Below are 20,720 nucleotides of genomic sequence, written 5' to 3' on the forward strand. Positions count from 1 at the left end.
CTCACTCCGTCTATCGCCGATGATCTATCTGCGCTGCCGCGGCCTCGGGTGCAACATGGGCCCGGATCAGCGACCCTGCCGGCGACGCGGCGTCAGAAAGCGCGTAGGCCGCCTGCACCGAGGCGATGGCGCCTTCCGCAGCTTCGTCCGAAGCGGCATGGACAAGGCCGAGCTGCCCCTCGGTCGGCTCGCCGATCCGCCGCAGATCCGAGAACCCGACCCGATGGTCGATCCCCTGCCCCGCGCGCAGCCGCCCTCCGCCAAGCCCGATCACTGCCTGTCCGAGCGCAGTGGTGTCGATGCGCGAAACAAAACCTTCCGGCGCGGGAATGGGCCGGATCACCGGGGCGGATTGCAGATAGCTGTCAGGCGCGTCGAGCAGACCCGCGGGGCCGCCTTGCGCCGCCACCATGCGCCCGAAAATCTCTGCCGCGGTGCCGTCATCGAGGGCGCGGGTGGTGCGCTGTGACGTGTCGTCCTGCCCTGCCAGCCGCAGCGCCTCTGCCGCAAGCGCCAGAACCAGGTCTCGCAGCGCCGAAGACCCGCCGCGCAGACAAGCGATTGCCGCGTGAACCTCGACCGCATTACCTGCCGCGCGAGCCAGCGGCTGATCCATATCGGTAATCAGCGCCGAGCTTCGGCACCCCGCCGCATTCGCAGTGGAAACCAATGACTGGGCGAGGCTTTCCGCCTGATCCGCCCCGCCCAGAAACGCGCCCGAGCCGGATTTCACATCCAGCACAAGCGCATCCAGCCCCGCAGCCAGTTTTTTCGACAGGATTGAGGCAGTGATGAGATCGATGGATTCGACGCAAGCCGCCTCGTCGCGGATCGCATAAAGCCGCCGATCGGCCGGGGCGAGATCGGCCGAGGCCGAGACGATGGCGCATCCGACATTCCCCACCACCTTGCGGAACTCGGCCTCGGAGAGATCGCAGCGATAGCCCGGGATCGCCTCTAGCTTGTCGAGCGTTCCGCCGGTATGCCCGAGCCCCCGCCCCGAGATCATCGGCACGAACACTCCGCAGGCCGCCAGCAGCGGTGCCAGCACCAGCGAGACAACATCGCCCACCCCGCCGGTCGAGTGTTTGTCGACCACCGGACCGGGCAGGTCCCAACGCATCACATCGCCGGAATCGCGCATGGCGCGGGTCAGCGCGGTGCGGCCCGCGACCGAAAGCCCGCGGGTCAGCACCGCCATGGCGAAGGCGCCCGCCTGCGCGTCCGACAGGCCGCCATCGGCCAGCCCGGAGGCGATCAGCTCGGCGCCTTTTGCATCCAGCCCCTGCCCGTCGCGCAGCGCAGCGATGACCGGGCGCGGATCTGTGCCGCGATCCGCCGCAGCCATCACTCGGCGCCGTCCATATGGCCCGCATCGAAACGGCCGGGCAGCAATTCGCCGATGGTGGTGTGCAGCGTCGCGCCATCGGTGGTCGCCAGCGTCACCGGCGTGTCTCCGCGCCCGAATTCGGCGAGCTTCTGCCGGCAGCCCCCGCAGGGCGGCACCGGGCTGGGAGAAGCCGCGATTACGGCGACCTCGGTCAGCTCGGTCTCGCCTGCGGCCACCATCGCCGCGATTGCGCCGGCCTCGGCGCAGGTGCCTTCCGGATAGGCGACATTCTCGACATTGCAGCCGCGATAGATCCGGCCAGAGGTCCCGCGCACGGCAGCGCCGACCTTGAAACGGGAATAGGGCGCATAAGCGGCATCGCGAACCTCGCGGGCGGCGTCGAGCAGGGACATTCTTCTCTCCGGATCTGGTCGCCGGAGTGTGCGCGCAGCGATATGCGGATGCAAGCGGCTCGGGCGGCCGCCACATGACGCGGTGCGCCCCGGCTTTCGCAAAAGCCTGAAACTGTTTCGCCCGCGCCGTGGCTGGAATGCTTGTGATGGGTCGTCAAACTGGTTTAACGCTGAACAACACCGCGTCGGCGGGCGCGCGCGCCTCGCCGACCAAGCGAGACAAGGGGACGGAGATGGACGAGCAGCGGCAGGACACGGCACGAAATTCCGCATTGGAGTATCACGAATTTCCGCGCCCCGGTAAGCTGGAGATCCGCGCGACCAAGCCGCTCGCCAACGGGCGTGACCTGTCGCGGGCCTATAGTCCGGGCGTCGCCGAGGCCTGTGTCGAGATCAAGGCCAACCCGTCCGACGCGGCGCGCTATACCGCGCGGGGCAATCTGGTGGCGGTGGTGTCGAACGGCTCGGCGGTTCTGGGTCTGGGCAATATCGGCCCGCTGGCCTCGAAACCGGTGATGGAAGGCAAGGCGGTTCTATTCAAGAAATTCGCCAATATCGACTGCTTCGATCTCGAAATCGACCAGACCGACCCGGAGAAACTCGCCGCCATCGTTCAGAGCCTGGAGCCCAGTTTCGGGGCGATCAATCTCGAGGACATCAAGGCGCCGGATTGCTTCATCGTCGAAAAGCTCTGCCGCGAGAAGATGAATATCCCGGTCTTCCACGACGATCAGCACGGCACGGCCATCGTCGTCTGCGCGGCGGCCACGAATGCGCTTCGCGTCGTCGGCAAAAAGTTCGAGGACATCAAGATCGTCTCGACCGGCGGCGGCGCGGCGGGGATTGCCTGTCTGAACATGCTGCTGAAGCTGGGGGTCAGGCGCGAGAATGTCTGGCTCTGCGATATCGAGGGGCTGGTCTATGAGGGCCGGACGACCGACATGAACCCGCAAAAGGCGGAATTCGCGCAGCCCTCGGATCTGCGCAATCTGGACCAGGTGATCGAGGGGGCGGACATGTTCCTGGGCCTGTCCGGGCCGGGCGTGCTGAAGCCCGAAATGGTTGCGAAGATGACCGACCGTCCGGTGATCTTCGCGCTTGCCAACCCCACGCCCGAGATCATGCCCGATCTGGCGAAGGAGGTCGCGCCCGATGCGGTAATCGCCACGGGCCGCAGCGACTTCCCGAACCAGGTCAACAACGTGCTGTGTTTCCCCTTCATTTTCCGGGGCGCGCTCGACGTGGGCGCAACCCAGATCAATGATGAGATGCAGATCGCCTGTATCGAGGGCATCGCAGCACTTGCCCGTGCCACCACAGCCGCCGAGGCCGCCGCCGCCTATCGCGGCGAGACGCTGACCTTCGGGCCGGAATATCTGATCCCGAAGCCCTTCGATCCGCGGCTGATCGGTGTGGTCTCGACCGCCGTTGCGAAAGCGGCGATGGACTCGGGCGTTGCACAGCGCCCGATCGAGGATCTGAACGCCTATAAGCGGCGGCTCGACAGTTCGGTCTTCCGCTCGGCGCTGATCATGCGCCCGGTCTTCGAGGCCGCGGCCACCTCGTCCCGCCGCATCGTCTTCGCCGAGGGCGAGGATGAGCGCGTGCTGCGCGCCGCCAACGCGATGATCGAGGAAACCACCGATGTGCCGATCCTGATCGGGCGTCCCGAGGTGGTCGAGAAACGTGCCGAGCGCGCCGGGCTGCCGATCCGTCCCGAAAAGGATTTCCAGATCGTGAACCCGGAAAACGATCCGCGCTATCGCGAATACTGGGAAACCTATCACGACCTGATGGCGCGGCGCGGCGTGACGCCGGATCTGGCCCGCGCGATCATGCGCACCAACACCACCGCGATCGGCGCGGTGATGGTGCATCGGGGCGAGGCGGACAGCCTGCTCTGCGGCACTTTCGGGCAATATAGCTGGCATCTGAACTATATCAGCCAGATCCTCGGGCGCGGCGGGCTGGAACCGCATGGCGCGCTGTCGATGATCATTCTCGAGGACGGGCCGCTTTTCATCGCCGACACGCAGGTGAACAACTACCCCTCCCCGGAAGAGATCGCCCAATCCGCCATCGGCGCTGCCCGCCATGTGCGCCGCTTCGGGCTCGAGCCGCATATCGCGCTGTGCAGCCACTCGCAATTCGGCAATCTCGACAGCGATTCCGGCCGCCGCATGCGCCGCGCGCTGGAGATCCTGCAAGAGCGCGAGGTCGATTTCAATTTCGACGGCGAGATGCATATCGACGCGGCACTCGACCCCGAGATCCGGCAGCGCATCTTCCCGGCCTCGCGGCTTGAAGGGGCGGCGAATGTGCTGATCTTCTCGGGCACCGATACCGCTTCCGGCGTGCGCAATATCCTCAAGACCAAGGCGGACGGGCTGGAGGTCGGGCCGATCCTGATGGGAATGGGCAACCGCGCCCATATCGTGACCTCATCGATCACCGCGCGGGGACTGCTGAACATGTCAGCCATCGCGGGCACACCGGTCGCGCATTACGAATAGGCACGGCGCGCGGGCGGGGAAGGAACCCCGCCCGGATCGATCAGGCTTCGACCGATCAGCCGGCCATGTCTTCGGTCATGGTCCAGTTGCTGCCGTCCTCGTTAACCTCGGCATCGAATTCCTGGCCGTCCTGTTCGCCCTCGAACTCATAGATGACGGTCGCGCCGTCATCGCGTGTCGATTTCTCGATCATGGACGGGGTGACGCCGGCCATGTTTTCTTCCCAGGCGGCGGTCACGGCGTCCGGCAGGTCTTCCAGAGCGACCTCTTCCTCGATTTCCTCGACCGTGCCGTCTTCGAGCACATCCACCTCGATGGCGGTGCCATCGGACGTGACGCCGGCGATCTCGTAGGTATCGGTCCCCTCGTCGTCATCGAGCGAGGCCGATTCGAAGCTGGCATCGGGCATGGCAGCCTGAGCGGCTTCCATCGCGGCGGCGGCGACCTCCTCCAGCGACATGGTTTCTTCGTCCTGAGCAAAGGCGGGTGCGGCCAGAAGAGCAGCGGACGCAAAAGCGGCAGCGAATTTCATCTCGTCGATCCTTCCTGTTCCGCGCGCCGGGCTTGACGCGCAGGCTCAGGCTGCGCGGTGGTCGTGACAGCGCAATCACGGCGCAGTGACGCGGGCATGTCAGCCCTATGACGCAGTTGCCGACGTGTCGGTTCGGATTTACCCGAGACTGCTGATCACGCTCGATTTGCTGCGCCAAATGAGCCGACGGACAATTCTCTCAGTCAAGAAAGATAAATCGAGATGTCGATAACGAGAATGCGTCATCCCGCCCGCATCGCGGACGGGATGTGCCTGTCCCGAACCCTGCCGACAGCCGGGCCGTTCCCCAGCATCTATAGGTCACCACCAGATATTGTGTTTCCGGCTTAACGTGCATCAACTTGCGGGAGAAGATCTCTCAAATCAACGATTCTTTGACAAATCCGGGCAAAAACCTGCCTTGGAAAACGCTGGTCCTGCGCGGCTTTAAAGAAGCACCGACTGGGCCAGCCCGAGAAACGCAAAGAAACCAACCACATCCGTCACGGTTGTGACAAAGGTGCCAGAGGCAAGCGCCGGGTCCGCGCCGACCTTTTCAAGTGTCAACGGCACGAGGATCCCGGCCAGTGCGGCAACCAGAAGGTTCACCACCATAGCAATCGCGATCACCCCGGCCAGCGAGACGCCGTCGAACCAGATCCACGCCACGATTCCCATGACCACCGCGAAGCACAGGCCGTTCAGCAACCCGACCACCGCCTCGCGCCAGACCACGCGCCACACATTCGAACCGGTGAGGCTCTTCGTCGCCAGCGCCCGCACCGCCACGGTCAGCGTCTGCGTCCCGGCATTGCCGCCCATCGAGGCGACAATCGGCATCAGAACCGCCAGCGCCACCAGCTCGGAAATCGTAGTCTCGAACAGCGCGATCACGAAAGAGGCCAGGATCGCCGTTGCCAGGTTCACCCCCAGCCAAGGGATGCGCTGCCAAAGCGTCTCCATCACAGTATCCGAGATCGAGGATTCGTCGCCGACACCGGCCAGGCGCAGAATGTCCTCTTCATGTTCCTCGTCCAGCACCTCCATCGCGTCGTCAATGGTGATGACGCCGACCAGCCGGTCATCCTCGTCCACCACCGGCTCGGAGATGAGGTGATACTGGTTGAACGCATAGGCGACGTCGGCCTCTTCGGCATAGACGCTGATGGGTCGGAAACTATCCTCGGTGATGTCGCGCAGCGGCGTGGCGCGGCGCGTTGCGAGCAGCCGGCCAAGGGCGACATAGCCGACCGGATGGCGGCGCGGATCGACCAGCACCACGTGATAGAACTGGTCGGGCAGATCCTCTTCCTCGCGCAGATAATCGATCGTGTCGCCCACCGTCCAGTGTTCCGGCGCGGTCACCACCTCGGACTGCATCATCCGGCCGGCGGAATATTCGGGATAGGTCAGCGATTGCTCGACGGCGATACGGTCGGATTCGTCGAGCGCCTCCAGAACCTTCTGCTGCTCGTCCTCGTCCAGCTCTTCGATCAGCTCGACGATGTCGTCGCTGTCCATCTCGCGGACCGCATCGGCGAGCACCGAGTTCGGCAGCTGCTCGACGATCTCGTCCCGGATCGATTCGTCGATTTCCGACAGAATGTCGCCGTCGATCTCGCCTGACCACAGTGACAGGAAAATACGCCGCCTTGCGTTGGACAGGTTCTCGATCACATCCGCGACGTCGGCGGCGTGCATCGGCTCCAGCAACATGTCGAGCCGCGCTTGATCCTCGTCGTCGATGGCGTCGCGGATCTGATCGATCAGCGCGCGCGGGGGCGTGAAATCATCCTCCTCGCCGTCGCGCTCGGGCATCTCGACGGTTTCGGTCGGATCGGGCTGTTCCTCAGGCGTCTCGGGACGCTGCGCTTCGTCCTGCATGGACCCCCCTCAAAATTGACTGACGAAAATACATGGCTCGGGCGGGATCGGCCTGTGTCTGATCTTAATCAAGCCGCCGGGCGGCGGCAACGCGCTTACCCGCGCAGCAGCGCCATCGCCGCGCTGTGCAGCTCGGGCGTCGCGGCGGCGAGGACACGTCCGCCGTGATGCGCCGGCCCGCCCTCCCAATCGGTGACGACGCCGCCCGCCGCCTGGACCACGGCAATCGGCGCAACCACGTCATAGGCGTGCAGCCCGGCCTCGATCACAAGATCCACCATGCCCATGGCCAGCAGCGCATAGCCGTAGCAATCCAGCCCATAGCGGGTCAGCCGCACATGCCCGGCCACCCGCTGAAAGGCGGTGCGGTCATCCTCGGTGCCGATTTCGGGAAAGGTGCTCAGCAGCGTTGCCTGCGCCAGCTCGACGCCCCGCCGCACCGCAAGCGGTCGCGTTCCCCGCCGGTCGGTCATCTGCGAACGGCCGAGCCCGCCCTCGAAGCGCTCGCCGGTAAAGGGTTGGTCGACAATGCCATAGATCGGCCCGGTCTCATCGGTCAGACCGATCAGCACCCCCCAGCTCGGGGCGCCCGAGATGAAGGCGCGGGTGCCGTCGATCGGGTCCAGAACCCAGCTCAGCCCGCTATCGCCGGGCGAGGCCCCGAACTCCTCGCCAATGATCGCGTCACCGGGACGTCGCGCGGCAAGGATCTGGCGCATGGCGCGTTCGCAATCGCGATCCGCCGCGGTCACCGGGTCGAACCCGCTGGCCTGTTTGTTATCCGGCACCAGGCCAGCACTGCGGAAAAGCGGCAGCGCGATACCGCGCGCCGCATCCGCCATTGCGGCGGCCGTGTCGAAGATGTCCTGGTGATGCATGTTCGCCCCCTCGTATCGGGCGCGTCATAGCGCGGATACGAGAGGGCGAACAGCCGTCAGAATCTATGCCGCGTGAGACAGAACCCGCGCCAGCTCGAAGATCTGCCGGCGCTGCGCTTCCGGCATTGCATAATAGGCGCGGATCAGCTGAAGTGCTTCCTTGTTCGCGAGAACGTCATCCTCGACCTCGGCATTCGCGCGGCCGTCGGTCAGCCCTTCAAAGAAGAAACTGATCGGCACATCCAGTGCCTTGGCGATATCCCACAGACGCGACGCCGACACCCGATTCGCCCCGGTCTCATATTTCTGGATTTGCTGGAATTTGATACCGACCTGATCCGCCAGCTGCTGCTGTGTCATCCCGATCAGCCAGCGGCGATGACGGATACGCGTGCCAACATGCACATCAACTTCGTGCTTCATACTACACCTCACCAAAACTTCGAGAGTCATACACCACCGGGTGCCGGACTGGCGACTCCGAATGAGGATTGACACGCTCTAGTTGACCAAAAGGACAGTTCTCGGCACGCAGAAAATGACATAACTGTCAATGTGCAGCGGAAATTAGCCGAGCGCGGGGTAATATTTAGGCAGATTCGGTCGAATCAATGATCTATTCTGCTCAAATTCTGTGCAGTGCATGCGTAGCATAAGCTGCTGAGCGATCATCGTTCACTCATCCAACGGTTGCCAAAACGAAAGGTTCCGGGGTTTTCTGTCGGGCCTGGCGGCCGCCCTCAACAGCGCGCCATAGCGGGGCATCTTTTGGCGGCAAAACCGGCACGCGCAGGGCAGATTTTCCGCCCGCCCGGCGAGGAGGTGCCGATGCAACTCGGCCCTGTCGAAACAAGGCAATTTTTGCTTCGCCTCGCTTGAATTCATGCCATACTGTGCCGATATTGACCGCAACAGGTGCAGCTCGCACCGTTCACACCAGTTATGGAGAAACTGATGGCTGAATACGACACCCTGCGTCAGGCCCAGGCCCGGACGGGTGCCGCGACCCGCGCCGATATTGATGTCGGCCTTCGCGAGTATATGAGCAAGGTCTACGGCATCATGGCCACCGGCATGGCCGTGACGGCGTTCTTCGCGCTTGGGCTGAACATGCTCGCCGTGCAGAATGGCCAGCTCACCCCGATCGGCGTTGCCGTCTATACTTCGCCGTTGAAATGGGTGCTGATGTTCGCGCCGCTTCTGGTGGTGTTCGGTTTCGGCGCCGTGGTCTATCGCCTGTCCACCCAGACCGCCACGCTCGTCTTCTACGGCTTTGCCGCACTGATGGGCATGTCGCTGAGCTGGATCTTCATGGCCTATACCGGCGTTTCGATTGCCTCGACCTTCTTTGCGACGGCTGCGGCCTTTGCCGGTCTGTCGCTTTACGGCTATACGACCAAGCGTGACCTGTCGGGGATGGGGACCTTCCTGTTCATGGGTCTGATCGGCCTCATCATTGCGTCGATCATCAACATCTTCCTGCAGTCGAGCGCGATGCAGTTCGCCATCTCGGTTATCGGCATCCTGATCTTCGCCGGGCTGACCGCCTATGACACGCAGCGCATCAAGAACACCTATCTGCAGCTGCGCGACTCCGATCGTGAGTTCCTGGGCAAGGCAGCCATTCTCGGCGCGCTGAGCCTGTATCTGGACTTCCTGAACATGTTCATGTTCCTGCTCCAGTTCATGGGTGCCAGCAACGACTGATCGTCTGCTGATCCAAAAGAAAGGCCCCGCTTCGGCGGGGCCTTTTTTCATCTTCGGGTGAGCGCGTCGCTCAGGCTCCGCGCCATTCCTTCGCGACCATGGTCAGCACGTCATATTGCGCCACCACCTCGTCATTCTGATTGGTGACCCGGCAATCCCAGCGAACCTCGGCGTGCTCGGCATTCTCGCGCGGATTGATCTCCTTGCAGGTCAGCCGCACCCGCAGCGTGTCGCCGAAATAGACCGGGGTCATGAAGCGCAGATTGTCGACGCCGTAATTCGCCAGAACCGGGCCGGGATCGGGGTCCACGAACAGCCCCGCCGCAAAGGAGGCAATCAGATAGCCATGCGCCACGCGGTCATCGAAGAACGGGTTCGCCCTGGCGGCGTCAGAGTTCATATGGGCGTAGAACGTATCGCCGGTGAATTTGGCGAAATGTTCCACGTCGTCCTCGGTCACCTTGCGGGCCTCTGTGACGATCTGATCGCCGATCCGCAGCTCCGCCACGGATTTGCGGAACGGATGCCTGTCGGCGCGGGTATCCGCCCCGTCGGACCAGATACCGGTGACGGCGCTCAGCAGATGCGGCGCGCCCTGCACTGCCGTGCGCTGCATGTAATGCTTGACCGCACGCATCCCGCCCAGTTCCTCGCCGCCACCCGCGCGGCCCGGCCCGCCATGAACCAGCGGGGCCAGCGGGCTGCCATGCCCGGTCGAGGATTTCGCCGAGCGCCGGTTCCCGATCAGGACGCGCCCGTGATAGGGGGCCATGCCCAGCACCATCTCTTCGGCGACATCCTTGCTGTCGGTAAAGACCGAGGCGACCAGAGACCCCTTGCCGCGATGGGTCAGCGCCACGGCCTGATCCACGCCCTCATAAGGCATGAGCGTGACCACCGGCCCGAAAGCCTCGACATCATGGGCGGCGCAATCCGCGCCGGCATTCTTCGCCAGCAGAACGACCGGGTTGATGAAGGCCCCCTTCTCGGCATCGCCCGAAGCGACCGCGACATCATCCGGGTCACCCAGCACGATCTCGGCATCGCGCTTCAGATCCGAGATCCGGGCGCGCACCTCGTCGCGCTGATCGAGGCTGGCGAGCGGCCCCATGCGCGTCCCCTCCACCGCGGGATCGCCGCTCACGGTCTTTGCCAGCTTGCCCTTCAGCGCCTCGATCACCGCATCGACATGGCTCTGCGGCACGATCGCCCGGCGGATCGCGGTACATTTCTGCCCCGCCTTGCTGGTCATCTCGCGCAGCACCTCGCGGATGAACAGATCGAATTCCTCGGTCCCCGGCCCTGCATCCGGTCCCAGCACCGACGCGTTCAGACTGTCCGCCTCCATGGTGAAGCGGACCGAGTTTTCAATGATCGCGGGAGAGGTCTTCAGCATCCGCCCGGTATCCGCCGAGCCGGTAAACGTCACCACATCCTGGCAGGTCACATGATCCAGCATGTCGCCCGCCGAGCCGCTGACCAGCTGCAAGGCACCATCCGGCAGAATGCCCATGTCGATGATGCGACGCACCATCAGCTCGGTCAGATAGGCGGTCTGGCTGGCGGGTTTGACCAGCGTCGGCATCCCCGCGATCAGCGTCGGCGCTATCTTTTCCAGCATCCCCCAGATCGGGAAGTTGAAGGCGTTGATATGCACCGCCACGCCTTGCAGCGGCGAGAGGATATGCTGGCCCGAAAAGCTGGAATCCTTCGAGAGCGGCTCGACCGGGCCGTCATGGATCACGCGGGCATTCGGCAGTTCGCGCCGCGCCTTCGAGGCCAGCGTCAGCAGCGTGCCGATGCCCCCCTCGATATCGACCCAGCCATCGGCGCGGGTCGCGCCGGTCCAGAAATTCTCGACATAGAAATCTTCCTTCATCTCCATGAGTTTCAGGCCGATCTCTTTCAGCATCAGCGCCCGCTGATGCAGCGTCATCGCGCGCAGCGCCGGGCCGCCCCGCTCGCGCCCGTATTGCAATGCCGCCGCGTAATCGAGCCCGGTGGCGTCGATCAGCGCCACCGTCTCGCCGGTCGCGGCATTCAGCAGCGGCTTTCCGTCCTTCGATCCGGCCTGCCACTGGCCGCAGATATAGGATTGCAGCACGCGCGGCGTGGTTTGCATGTTCATGGCGTGTCCTTTCAGCCCAGACCCAGCGGCGACAGCGCGTCCTTGACGCGGCCCGCCCAGTCCTCGCGGAGTTTCTCGTTTTCGGTATGGCGCAGTCCCAGCCGCGCCTGTTTCTCGAAACGCGCCGAGCCAGCCTGCCCGAAACTCGCCTCGACCCTGGGCATCCAATAGGCAACCGATGCCTCGGCCTTGGCACGCCCCTCATCGCTCTCGACGATCTGGCGCAACCCTTTCAGCCCGAGATCCACATGCGCGGTCTCGCGCGGGGCGATGTCGCGACAGGCATCGGCAAGCGGCGCATAGCTGACCCGCTTCATCTCCTCCATCTGCACGACAGTCGCCAGACCCATCAGCACGTTCAGCACCACCGCATCGACATAGCCCTGAATCGGATAGTGGAACACCGACAGCCGCATGTCGTCGCCATGCCGCGCGGCGGCCAGATCGGCATCGCGATCCATCCGCGCAGCCCAGTCATGGCGGTTGTCATAGCGCGCGGTATCTGCGCCGAACTCGCCCATCACGTCGAGCACGCGACCGGCATGGTCCAGCTTTTCCTGGGTGATCTTTGCCGCCGCGATCCGGTTCCGGATGCCGGGCGCGTCGTTGATCGTGTCGGCAAACCCGGCTGCACCCGCCAGTTCGCTGTCCACGAAACTCGCCATCAGCCGCATCAGCTCTCCGCGATAGCGCGGCGGGACATTGCCCGGAGAGGTCAGCTTGCCGCCCTGCGACAGGTAATCCTCGATCTTCATCTCGCTCATCGCCGCCCCCTATTCGTCATAGCTGACGACGATACGGTCGGTCAGCGGATAGCATTGGCAGGTCAGCACATAGCCCTGCGCGACCTCGTAATCCTCGAGCGCATGGTTGATCGCCATCTCGGCCTCGCCTTCAAGGATCTTGGCGCGGCAGGTCGAACAGACCCCGGCCTTGCAGGCATAGGGCGCGTCGAGATCATTGGCCAAGGCCGCATCCAGCAGGTTCTCGCCCTGTTTCGGCATCTTGAAGCTGCGGGTCGCGCCATCCAGCGTCACCACGGCCTCGGTCGCGTCGCCCGCCTGCGCGGCATCCTTGCTGACGGCCTTCTTCTTCGCCCGCCCCGGCTGCGACGAGGCGAACAGCTCGAACTTGATCTGCCCGTCATCCAGCCCGGCCTTCCGCAGGCTATCTGCGACGGTCAGCATCAGCCCTTCCGGGCCACAGATAAATGCCGTGTCGATGCTTGCCGGGTCGATCCAGTTGTCGAACAGCGCCTGCATCTTCTCGGCGTCGATCCGGCCGGTGAACAGGTCGATCTCCTGTCCCTCGGATTTCAGGATATGAATGACCGAGAAGCGCCCCAGATAGAGGTTTTTCAGATCCTCCAGCTCCTCGCGGAACATGATCGAGTTGACCGAGCGGTTCGCATAGATCAGCGTGAACCGGCTTTTCGGCTCGCGGGCCAGCGTGGTCTTGATGATCGACAGCACCGGGGTGATCCCGGACCCCGCAGCAATCCCGACATAGTGCTTCGAGGCCGCGCCATCGAGATCGGTGTGAAACCGTCCCATCGGCGCCATCGCCTCGACCTGCATCCCGGCGCTGAGCTCCTCATTCGCCCAGGTCGAGAACGCGCCGCCATCGACCCGCTTGATCCCCACGCGCAGCGCGCCGTCGTCGCGCCCGGCACAGATCGAATAGGACCGGCGCAGCTCCTCTCCGTCGAAATCGCGGCGGAAGGTCAGATACTGCCCCTGAGTGAAGTCGAACGCCTCGGCGTCCTCCGGCCTCGGTTGCAGCGTCACCACCACCGCATCGCGCGTGTCGCGGCGCACATCGGTGACCTGGAGCGGAAGGAATCGAGCCATGGCGGTTCCTCTAATGGCACTTGAAATAATCGAAAGGTTCGAGACAGGCATTGCAGACCCAGCTCGCCTTGCAGGGAGTCGAGCCGAACTGGCTGACCCGCCGCGTATCGGTGGATGTGCAGCGTGGGCATGGCACGGTCAGATTGCCGCCAAGCGCGCCGATCCGGGCCATGACATGACCGTCGGGCGCGGTGCCCTCGATCGGCGGGGCGATGCCATAGTCACGCAGCTTCTCGCGCCCCTCCTCGCTGATCCAGTCCGTGGTCCAGGGCGGCGAGAGCCGCCGCTCCAGCCGGATATCGTCGATACCCTTGCTGCGCAGATGGTTCTCGATATCCAGATTGATCACCGCCGTCGCCGGGCAGCCCGAATAGGTCGGCGTCACCGTGACCACAAGGGTCTCGTCCCGCCAGTCCACATCGCGGATGATCCCCAGATCGGTCAGCGAGATCACCGGAATCTCGGGATCCGGGACCTCGGCCAGCCAGTCCCATATGGTCGAGACGGCGGGCCGCATCCTACCACTCCGCGCCGGGATAGGCGCGTTGCAGGAATTGCATCTCGGCCAGGATATAGCCCAGATGCTCGGTATGGGTGCCCTGCTTGCCGCCCTTATGCGCGAAATCCGTATCCGGGATCTCCAGCGTGGCCTCTTCCATCACGGCGTGGACGGTCTCGTCCCATGTGCCGCGCAGATCGGCGGGATCGGGGGCGATCCCGGCCTCGGCCATCTTGCGGTCGGTATCGTCGCTTTCGAACAATTCCAGCGCATAGCTCCACTGGTCGTCCAACGAAGCCTGCATCCGCCGGCGGCTTTCATCGGTGCCGTCGCCAAGCGCGATGACCTGCCCGGCCGAGCGTTCCAGATGATAGCTCACCTCTTTGAGCGATTTCGCCGCGATCTCGGCCACGCGGGCATCGCTCGACCCGGTCAGCGCAGTTAGCTGGTGGAAATGAAAGGCGTCGAACAGGAATTGCCGCATCAGCGTGTTGCCGAAATCGCCGTTAGGCCGCTCGACCAGCTTCACATTGCGGAAATCCCAGACATCGCGGAGATATGCGAGATCATCGGCAGAGCGTCCCTGCCCCTCGACCTCGGCAGCGAGTTCCAGCCACATCGCCGTCTGCCCGATCAGATCGAGCGCAATATTCGAGACGGCGATATCCTCTTCGAGCTGCGGACCATGCCCGCACCATTCGGAATTGCGATGTCCGAGGATCAGCGCGTTGTCGCCCATGCGCAGCAGGAACTCGAAAAACGCGTCCTGATCGGCGTCGGGGGCCGGCGCGTGGCCGCCCTTGCCACCATCCTGCCTGTCCAGTTCCTCGGCATTCGGGGTCATGATATCGGGAAGCGACGGCATCACATATGCCCTATCTCGTCGGGAATATCGTAGAAGGTCGGATGACGGTAAACCTTGTCATTCGACGGCTCGAACAGCGGTCCCTTGTCGGACGGGCTGGAGGCCGCAATATCGACCGATTTCACCACCCAGATCGAGACGCCCTCATTGCGGCGCGTATAGACATCGCGCGCATGTTTGATCGCGACCTCGGCATCGGGCGCATGAAGGCTGCCGACATGGCGATGGTTAAGACCATGCTGGCCACGGATAAAGACTTCCCATAAGGGCCATTCGCTGGACATTTCTTCCTCCCTTCCTGCGGCAAGCGCCGCCGGGTAACTATCAGTAGGCGTAGAGTTCGACCCGGTAACCGTCCGGGTCCAGCACCTGCACACGCGCCGGACCATCGGCGCTGTATTCCGTTTCGGTCACGCCATCGGCGCGAAAGCGGTCGCGCATGGCGTCGATTTCGGCAGCAGAGCCGACAAGGCTGCCGAAATGATTGGTGCGCGGCAATTCGGGCGGCACCTCACCCACGCTCAGCGCCAGCAGACCGCCGCTGTCATCGGCCAGGATCAGCAAGTGCTCATCATCATGCACGCGCCGGATCAGGCCGAAATATTCCCCGTAAAACCGGGCCGAGGCTTCGCGATCCGACACCGTCAGCGCGACATGGTTCAGCCGGGGCATTCCCTTACTCCGCCGCGACCGGGCGCCGGGTGGCCTTCTTCTTCGCATGGGCGTTCATCGCCTCGCGATACCAGGCGCCGTCCTCCCAGGCCTTCACGCGCGCGCCGAGCCGTTCCTTGTTGCACGGACCGTTGCCCTTCAGCACCTGGAAGAACTCGTCCCAATCCGGCTCGGTGAAGTCATAGCCGCCCTTCTCCTCGTTCCATTTCAGGTCCGGGTCCGGCACCGTCAGCCCCAGATACTCGGCCTGCGGCACGGTCTGGTCGACGAATTTCTGGCGCAGCTCGTCATTGGTGTTCATCTTGATCTTCCACGCCATGCTCTGCGCGGAATGGACGCTGTCCTTGTCGGACGGCCCGAACATCATCAGCGAGGGATACCACAGCCGGTTCAGCGCATCCTGCGCCATCTTCTTCTGCGCAGGCGTGCCATTGGCCATCTTCATCATGATCGCGTAGCCCTGACGCTGGTGGAAGCTTTCTTCCTTGCAGATGCGGATCATCGCGCGGCTATAGGGGCCATAGCTGGTCCGCTGCAACGGCACCTGGTTCATGATCGCCGCACCATCGACCAGCCAGCCGACCGCGCCCATATCGGCCCATGTCAGCGTCGGATAGTTAAAGATGCTGCTGTATTTCATGTCGCCTGAATGCAGCCGCTCCAGCAGTTCATCGCGGCTCACGCCCAGCGTCTCGGCGGCGCAATACAGATACAGCCCGTGCCCGGCCTCGTCCTGCACCTTGGCCAGCAGGATCTGCTTGCGTTCCAGCGTGGGGGCGCGGGTGATCCAGTTGCCCTCGGGCAGCTGGCCGACGATTTCGGAATGGGCGTGCTGACCGATCTGGCGGATCAGCGTCTTGCGATAGCCGTCCGGCATCCACTCTTTCGGTTCGATCTTCTCGTTGCGGTCGATGCGCTCCTGAAAGGCGATTTCTTCGGGCGACATCTCCTCGCGCGATTTGCCTTCGGATTTGACGAGCTGTGCATACATGGCAGTTCCTCCTCAGACGCGTTCGATAATGATGGCGATGCCCTGCCCGACGCCGACGCACATGGCGCAAAGCGCATAGCGCCCGCCGGTGCGGTGAAGCTGATACATCGCGGTGGTCACCAGCCGCGCCCCGGACATGCCCAGAGGATGGCCGATCGCGATGGCACCTCCATTCGGGTTAACATGGGGAGCGTCATCGGGAAGTCCAAGGTCGCGCAGCGTGGCAAGGGACTGGCTGGCGAAAGCCTCGTTCAGCTCGATCGCATCCATGTCGCCGATGCTCAGCCCGGCGCGGTCCAGCACTTTCTTCGCCGCAGGCGCGGGGCCGATCCCCATGATGCGCGGCTCGACCCCGACCGCTGCCATGGCAACGACGCGGGCCTTGGGGGTCAGACCGTTGGCCTCGGCGGCCTCCTTGCTGGCGATCAGCAGCGCGCAGGCACCGTCATTCACGCCCGAAGCGTTGCCCGCCGTGACGCTTTTCTCGGGGCCGTTGACGCCTTTCAGCTTGGCGAGCTTTCCGGCATCGGTTCCGGGGCGCGGATGTTCATCCGTATCGACCACCACCGGGTCGCCCTTGCGCTGCGGGACCGAAACCGGCGTGATCTCATCGGCGAAACGGCCCGCCTCATGCGCTTCGGCCCAACGCGCCTGGCTGCGCGCGGCAAAGGCGTCCTGATCCTCGCGGCTGACGTTGAAATCCTCGGCCACGTTATCGGCGGTCTGCGGCATGGAATCGATGCCGTATTCCTCTTTCAGCTTCTTGTTGACGAAGCGCCAGCCAATGGTGGTGTCATAGACCGCATTGGCACGGGCAAAGGCGGTTTCCGCCTTGGGCATGACGAAGGGCGCACGCGACATGCTTTCGACCCCGCCGGCAATCACCATGTCGCAATCCCCGGCCTTGATCGCGCGGGCGGCCATGCCGACCGCATCCATGCCCGAACCGCAAAGCCGGTTCACCGTCGTCCCGGGCAGATCCACCGGCAACCCTGCCAGCAGCGCCGCCATGCGAGCGACATTGCGGTTATCCTCTCCGGCCTGGTTGGCACAGCCATAGATCAGGTCGTCGACCGAGGCCCAGTCCACATCCGGGTTCCGTTCCATCAATGCGGCCAGCGGGATCGCTGCCAGATCATCGGCCCTGACCGAGCTGAGCGCGCCGCCATAGCGGCCAATCGGTGTGCGGATCGCGTCGCAGATAAATGCTTCAGCCATGTCTTCCCCCTCTGATCACGGTGGCGCGGGATGAAATAATCTTTGACCGACCGTTCGGTTATTTATACGGCGATTCCCGTGCCGGGCAAGAAAAATCTTCGCCCGACAGGGCGCGGGCGGCAAGGAAAAGCTGCTATCTCTTGCCGTCGCAGCGCGGAGCGCCTCCCCGTATCCCACTGCAACCTTCCACCAGAGATGAGCGCACGCATCGCTGCTGTCCCGGTTGCGCAGCAAAAAGCCCTGCCTTGGCAGGGCCTTGCAAGACGCACAGAAAAGGCGCTTTCCGCGGGATCAGCCCATCCGGTAATTCGGGCTTTCGCGGGTGATCTGCACGTCATGGACGTGGCTCTCTTTCAGCCCCGCCCCGGTAATGCGCACGAACTGGCAGCCGCCGCGCATTTCATCGACCGTGGCGCTGCCGGTATAGCCCATTGCCGCGCGCAGCCCGCCCACCATCTGGTGAATCACCGCGCTGACCGGACCTTTATAGGGCACCTGCCCCTCGATCCCCTCGGGGACCAGCTTGTCGGTGGCCGCATCTTTCTGGAAATAGCGATCCGCCGAGCCGCGCGCCATCGCGCCCATCGAGCCCATGCCGCGATAGCTCTTGAAGCTGCGCCCCTGATACAGGATGACCTCGCCCGGGCTTTCATCGGTCCCGGCGATGGCGCTGCCGACCATGGCGCAGCTTGCCCCCGCCGCGATTGCCTTGGCGAAATCGCCCGAGAACTTGATCCCGCCATCGGCGATGACCGGCACGTCTCCGGCCGCTGCGGCGACATCCATGATCGCGGTCAGCTGCGGCACGCCGACCCCGGCAACCACGCGCGTGGTGCAGATCGAGCCAGGCCCGATCCCGACCTTGACCGCATCCGCCCCGGCCTCGATCAGCGCACGGGCCGCGTCGGCGGTCGCGATATTGCCCGCGACGATCTGGATATCCGAGGAAAAGCCGCGCAGCTTCTCGACCGCAACGGCGACGCCTTCGGAATGGCCATGCGCCGTGTCGATCACCACCATATCCACGCCGGCGTCGATCAGCGCCTTGCTGCGGGCAAAGCCCTCCTCGCCCACCGTCGAGGCCGCGCCGACGCGCAGCCGCCCCAGATCATCCTTGCAGGCCAGCGGGTTCAATACCGCCTTTTCGGTATCCTTCAGGGTCAGCAGCCCGGTCAGATGCCCCTTTTCATCGGTGACCAGCAGCTTTTCGATCCGCCGCTCCTTCATCATCGCGATGGCCTCTGCGCGGTCGGCGGGCTCGCGCAGTATGGCGAGGTTCTCCGCCGTCATCATCGCCTTGACGGGCGTGTTGTCCTCGCTCGCGAAGCGCATGTCGCGATTGGTGACTATGCCCAGAACACGCCCCGTATCGTCGATCACCGGGAAGCCGGTGACATTGTAGCGCTCTTGCAGCGCCTTGGCGTCGGCCAGTGTCTGATCGGGACGCAGCGTGATCGGCTTATAGACGATGCCGGATTCGAAACGTTTCACACGGCGGATCTCGTCGGCCTGCTGATCCACCGTCAGATTGCGATGCACGATCCCCATCCCGCCCGATTGCGCCATGGCGATGGCCATGCGGCTTTCCGTCACCGTATCCATGGCCGAGCTGAGTAGCGGGATGTTCATGCGGATCTGCCGCGTCACGCGGGTCGTCACATCCGCCGTCGAAGGCATCACGCGGGATGCCGCGGGAACCAGAAGTACGTCGTCAAAGGTGAGCGCCTCACGAATCTGCATCGCAGCCATCCTCTTGGGGGTTCGTTTGGCAGTTCCCCTTTTCACCTCGGCGCCGCTTTGTCCACCCCTTTGACCCCTGCCAAGCGCGCCGAAGATCCGTTGCACCGCCTTCTCGCAAGCCCTCGGCCGCGCCGTGCGCGTCACCACCCAGGGTTGAGCTTGGCCCCGGCAAACCGCGCAGCAGGGTTGCGTGCGCCCGAAGCGTTGCAGCCGCGACACGGTTTTTGCAGCCAGACATGGCCGGACGCCACGTCATACAGCCGTCGCAATTGACGCAAACGTGACCCGGAGTACTCTCAGGTTCAGAAAAGAACGGTCGCTGGGCCGGTTTTGGGAGGGAATCAGAAATGCAAAAGAGTCTTGTCGGCGCTGCGGCGCTCATGCTGACGGCAGCACCTGTCTTCGCAGGCGGGATCGAGCGGTCGAACCAATCCATCGGCATCCTGTTCGAGGAGGGAAATTACTTCGAGTTCAACGCTCAGGTGACCCGTCCCGAGGTCGAGGGCAACGACGTGGCACTGTTCGGCGGCCGCGATACAGGCAACGTCACCGACGATTTCAACGTGGTTGGCTTTGGCTACAAGCACCAGTTCACCGACCAGATCTCGGGCGCTCTGATCGTCGAGCATCCCTACGGCGCCGACATCGTCTGGCCGAATGTGAATCCGACCTCGCTGACCGAAGGCTCGGCGGCGTTGGGCGGCACCAAGGCGAATGTCGAGAGCGCGCATATCTCTGGCGTGCTGCGCTATAAGTTCAACGACAGCTGGGCCGTTCACGGCGGCCTGCGCGCCACCAAGGCGTCGGGGGACGTGACGCTGCAGGGTCTGGCCTATGGCCCGGTCTCGGGCTATCGCGCCAAGCTGGCCGACGACACCGCGGTGGGCTGGCTCGCCGGTGCCTCGTGGGAGCGTCCGGACATCGCCGCCCGTGTCGCGCTGACCTATTATTCCGAGATCGAGCATGAGTTCGACACCGAGGAGCGTCTCGGCGCGATCACCGTCGCGCAGGGCACAACGAAGGTGAAAACGCCCGAGGCCATCGCGCTGGATTTCCAGACCGGCGTTGCCGAGGACACGCTGGTCTTCGGTCAGATCCGCCATGTGAGCTGGTCGGATTTCCGCGTCGATCCGGATTTCTTCGTGAATACCACGGGCGGCGGGCTGGTCGAACTGGAAGACACCACCACCTACACGCTCGGTGTGGGCCGCCGCTTCACCGAGAACTGGTCGGGTTCGGTCGCATTCACCTTTGAACCCGAGGGCGATGACGATCTTGTGTCGCCGCTGGCGCCGACCAATGGCCGCAAGGCGATCACTGTCGCCGGGATCTACTCGATGGATAACTGGCGCTTCACCGGCGGCATCAATTACACCAAGCTGGGCGATGCCAAGCCGGAAACCGGCACCCCGGACACCGCCCGCGCCGAAATGTCGGACGCCGACGCCGTCAGCCTCGGCCTGCGGATCGGCTATCAGTTCTGATCGCCGCACCCCGCGC

At 64.0% G+C, this 20,720-nt stretch carries 19 protein-coding genes; 3 read left to right on the forward strand and 16 right to left on the reverse strand.

Annotated features, from left to right (window positions below; translation table 11 throughout):
- Positions 1–10 precede the first annotated feature (10 nt).
- Both PAF18_RS08590 and PAF18_RS08595 read right to left on the reverse strand, forming a co-directional pair.
- The gene (locus PAF18_RS08590) at positions 11–1,348 is read right to left on the reverse strand and encodes a thymidine phosphorylase (RefSeq protein ID WP_271115345.1); all 1,338 of its coding nucleotides are present in this window, start codon (positions 1,346–1,348) and stop codon (positions 11–13) included.
- Positions 1,348–1,743, reverse strand: coding sequence for a cytidine deaminase (locus PAF18_RS08595; protein WP_271115346.1), 396 nt, complete (start codon positions 1,741–1,743; stop codon positions 1,348–1,350). The genes PAF18_RS08590 and PAF18_RS08595 overlap by 1 nt, the downstream gene beginning before the upstream one ends.
- A gap of 233 nt (positions 1,744–1,976) precedes the next feature.
- On the opposite strand from PAF18_RS08595, the gene PAF18_RS08600 reads away from it, so the two are divergent.
- Positions 1,977–4,256 carry an NADP-dependent malic enzyme gene (locus PAF18_RS08600; protein WP_271118085.1) on the forward strand — a complete coding sequence of 760 codons (2,280 nt, stop codon included), beginning with the start codon at positions 1,977–1,979 and terminating at the stop codon, positions 4,254–4,256.
- Between the two features lie 55 nt (positions 4,257–4,311).
- Here the strand turns inward: PAF18_RS08600 and PAF18_RS08605 are convergent, their stop codons facing one another.
- The 4 genes from PAF18_RS08605 to PAF18_RS08620 form a co-directional block, all read right to left on the reverse strand.
- The gene (locus PAF18_RS08605) at positions 4,312–4,788 is read right to left on the reverse strand and encodes a PepSY domain-containing protein (RefSeq protein ID WP_271115347.1); all 477 of its coding nucleotides are present in this window, start codon (positions 4,786–4,788) and stop codon (positions 4,312–4,314) included.
- 447 nt (positions 4,789–5,235) lie between these two features.
- Complete coding sequence (gene mgtE, locus PAF18_RS08610; protein ID WP_434802209.1) at positions 5,236–6,672, reverse strand: magnesium transporter; 1,437 nt, start codon at positions 6,670–6,672, stop codon at positions 5,236–5,238.
- A gap of 95 nt (positions 6,673–6,767) precedes the next feature.
- Positions 6,768–7,550, reverse strand: coding sequence for an inositol monophosphatase family protein (locus PAF18_RS08615; protein ID WP_271115348.1), 783 nt, complete (start codon positions 7,548–7,550; stop codon positions 6,768–6,770).
- Between the two features lie 63 nt (positions 7,551–7,613).
- Positions 7,614–7,973 (reverse strand): helix-turn-helix domain-containing protein, encoded by a 360-nt coding sequence (locus PAF18_RS08620; protein ID WP_271115349.1) that lies wholly within the window; start codon positions 7,971–7,973, stop codon positions 7,614–7,616.
- A gap of 531 nt (positions 7,974–8,504) precedes the next feature.
- On the opposite strand from PAF18_RS08620, the gene PAF18_RS08625 reads away from it, so the two are divergent.
- Positions 8,505–9,257 (forward strand): Bax inhibitor-1/YccA family protein, encoded by a 753-nt coding sequence (locus PAF18_RS08625; RefSeq protein WP_271115350.1) that lies wholly within the window; start codon positions 8,505–8,507, stop codon positions 9,255–9,257.
- 70 nt (positions 9,258–9,327) lie between these two features.
- On the opposite strand, the gene paaZ is transcribed toward PAF18_RS08625, so the two are convergent.
- The 10 genes from paaZ to guaB all read right to left on the reverse strand — a co-directional run bounded on the left by paaZ (position 9,328) and on the right by guaB (position 19,220).
- The gene (gene paaZ, locus PAF18_RS08630; RefSeq protein WP_271115351.1) at positions 9,328–11,385 is read right to left on the reverse strand and encodes a phenylacetic acid degradation bifunctional protein PaaZ; all 2,058 of its coding nucleotides are present in this window, start codon (positions 11,383–11,385) and stop codon (positions 9,328–9,330) included.
- Between the two features lie 11 nt (positions 11,386–11,396).
- A complete protein-coding gene (locus PAF18_RS08635; RefSeq protein ID WP_271115352.1) occupies positions 11,397–12,149 on the reverse strand; it encodes a Phenylacetic acid catabolic protein in 753 nt (250 codons plus the stop codon).
- Positions 12,150–12,158: 9 nt separating this feature from the next.
- Positions 12,159–13,235 carry a 1,2-phenylacetyl-CoA epoxidase subunit PaaE gene (gene paaE / locus PAF18_RS08640; RefSeq protein WP_271115353.1) on the reverse strand — a complete coding sequence of 359 codons (1,077 nt, stop codon included), beginning with the start codon at positions 13,233–13,235 and terminating at the stop codon, positions 12,159–12,161.
- 10 nt (positions 13,236–13,245) lie between these two features.
- The gene (gene paaD / locus PAF18_RS08645; protein WP_271115354.1) at positions 13,246–13,752 is read right to left on the reverse strand and encodes a 1,2-phenylacetyl-CoA epoxidase subunit PaaD; all 507 of its coding nucleotides are present in this window, start codon (positions 13,750–13,752) and stop codon (positions 13,246–13,248) included.
- 1 nt (position 13,753) lies between these two features.
- Positions 13,754–14,599, reverse strand: coding sequence for a 1,2-phenylacetyl-CoA epoxidase subunit PaaC (gene paaC / locus PAF18_RS08650; protein WP_271115355.1), 846 nt, complete (start codon positions 14,597–14,599; stop codon positions 13,754–13,756).
- Positions 14,599–14,883: a 1,2-phenylacetyl-CoA epoxidase subunit PaaB gene (paaB, locus tag PAF18_RS08655; protein ID WP_271115356.1), complete on the reverse strand. Its 285-nt coding sequence runs from the start codon at positions 14,881–14,883 to the stop codon at positions 14,599–14,601. The genes paaC and paaB overlap by 1 nt, the downstream gene beginning before the upstream one ends.
- Before the next feature lie 40 nt (positions 14,884–14,923).
- Positions 14,924–15,271 carry a VOC family protein gene (locus tag PAF18_RS08660; RefSeq protein WP_271115357.1) on the reverse strand — a complete coding sequence of 116 codons (348 nt, stop codon included), beginning with the start codon at positions 15,269–15,271 and terminating at the stop codon, positions 14,924–14,926.
- Positions 15,272–15,275: 4 nt separating this feature from the next.
- The gene (paaA, locus tag PAF18_RS08665) at positions 15,276–16,262 is read right to left on the reverse strand and encodes a 1,2-phenylacetyl-CoA epoxidase subunit PaaA (RefSeq protein WP_271115358.1); all 987 of its coding nucleotides are present in this window, start codon (positions 16,260–16,262) and stop codon (positions 15,276–15,278) included.
- Positions 16,263–16,274: 12 nt separating this feature from the next.
- Positions 16,275–17,480, reverse strand: coding sequence for a 3-oxoadipyl-CoA thiolase (gene pcaF / locus PAF18_RS08670; protein WP_271115359.1), 1,206 nt, complete (start codon positions 17,478–17,480; stop codon positions 16,275–16,277).
- Between the two features lie 291 nt (positions 17,481–17,771).
- Positions 17,772–19,220, reverse strand: a complete 1,449-nt coding sequence (gene guaB / locus PAF18_RS08675; protein ID WP_271115360.1) for an IMP dehydrogenase — start codon at positions 19,218–19,220, stop codon at positions 17,772–17,774.
- 347 nt (positions 19,221–19,567) lie between these two features.
- Between guaB and PAF18_RS08680 the strand changes: the two genes are divergently transcribed.
- Positions 19,568–20,704: an OmpP1/FadL family transporter gene (locus tag PAF18_RS08680; protein ID WP_271115361.1), complete on the forward strand. Its 1,137-nt coding sequence runs from the start codon at positions 19,568–19,570 to the stop codon at positions 20,702–20,704.
- Positions 20,705–20,720: the final 16 nt, after the last annotated feature.

The organism is Paracoccus sediminicola (assembly GCF_027912835.1).
In the GTDB taxonomy this organism is placed as follows: Bacteria; Pseudomonadota; Alphaproteobacteria; order Rhodobacterales; family Rhodobacteraceae; genus Paracoccus; species Paracoccus sediminicola.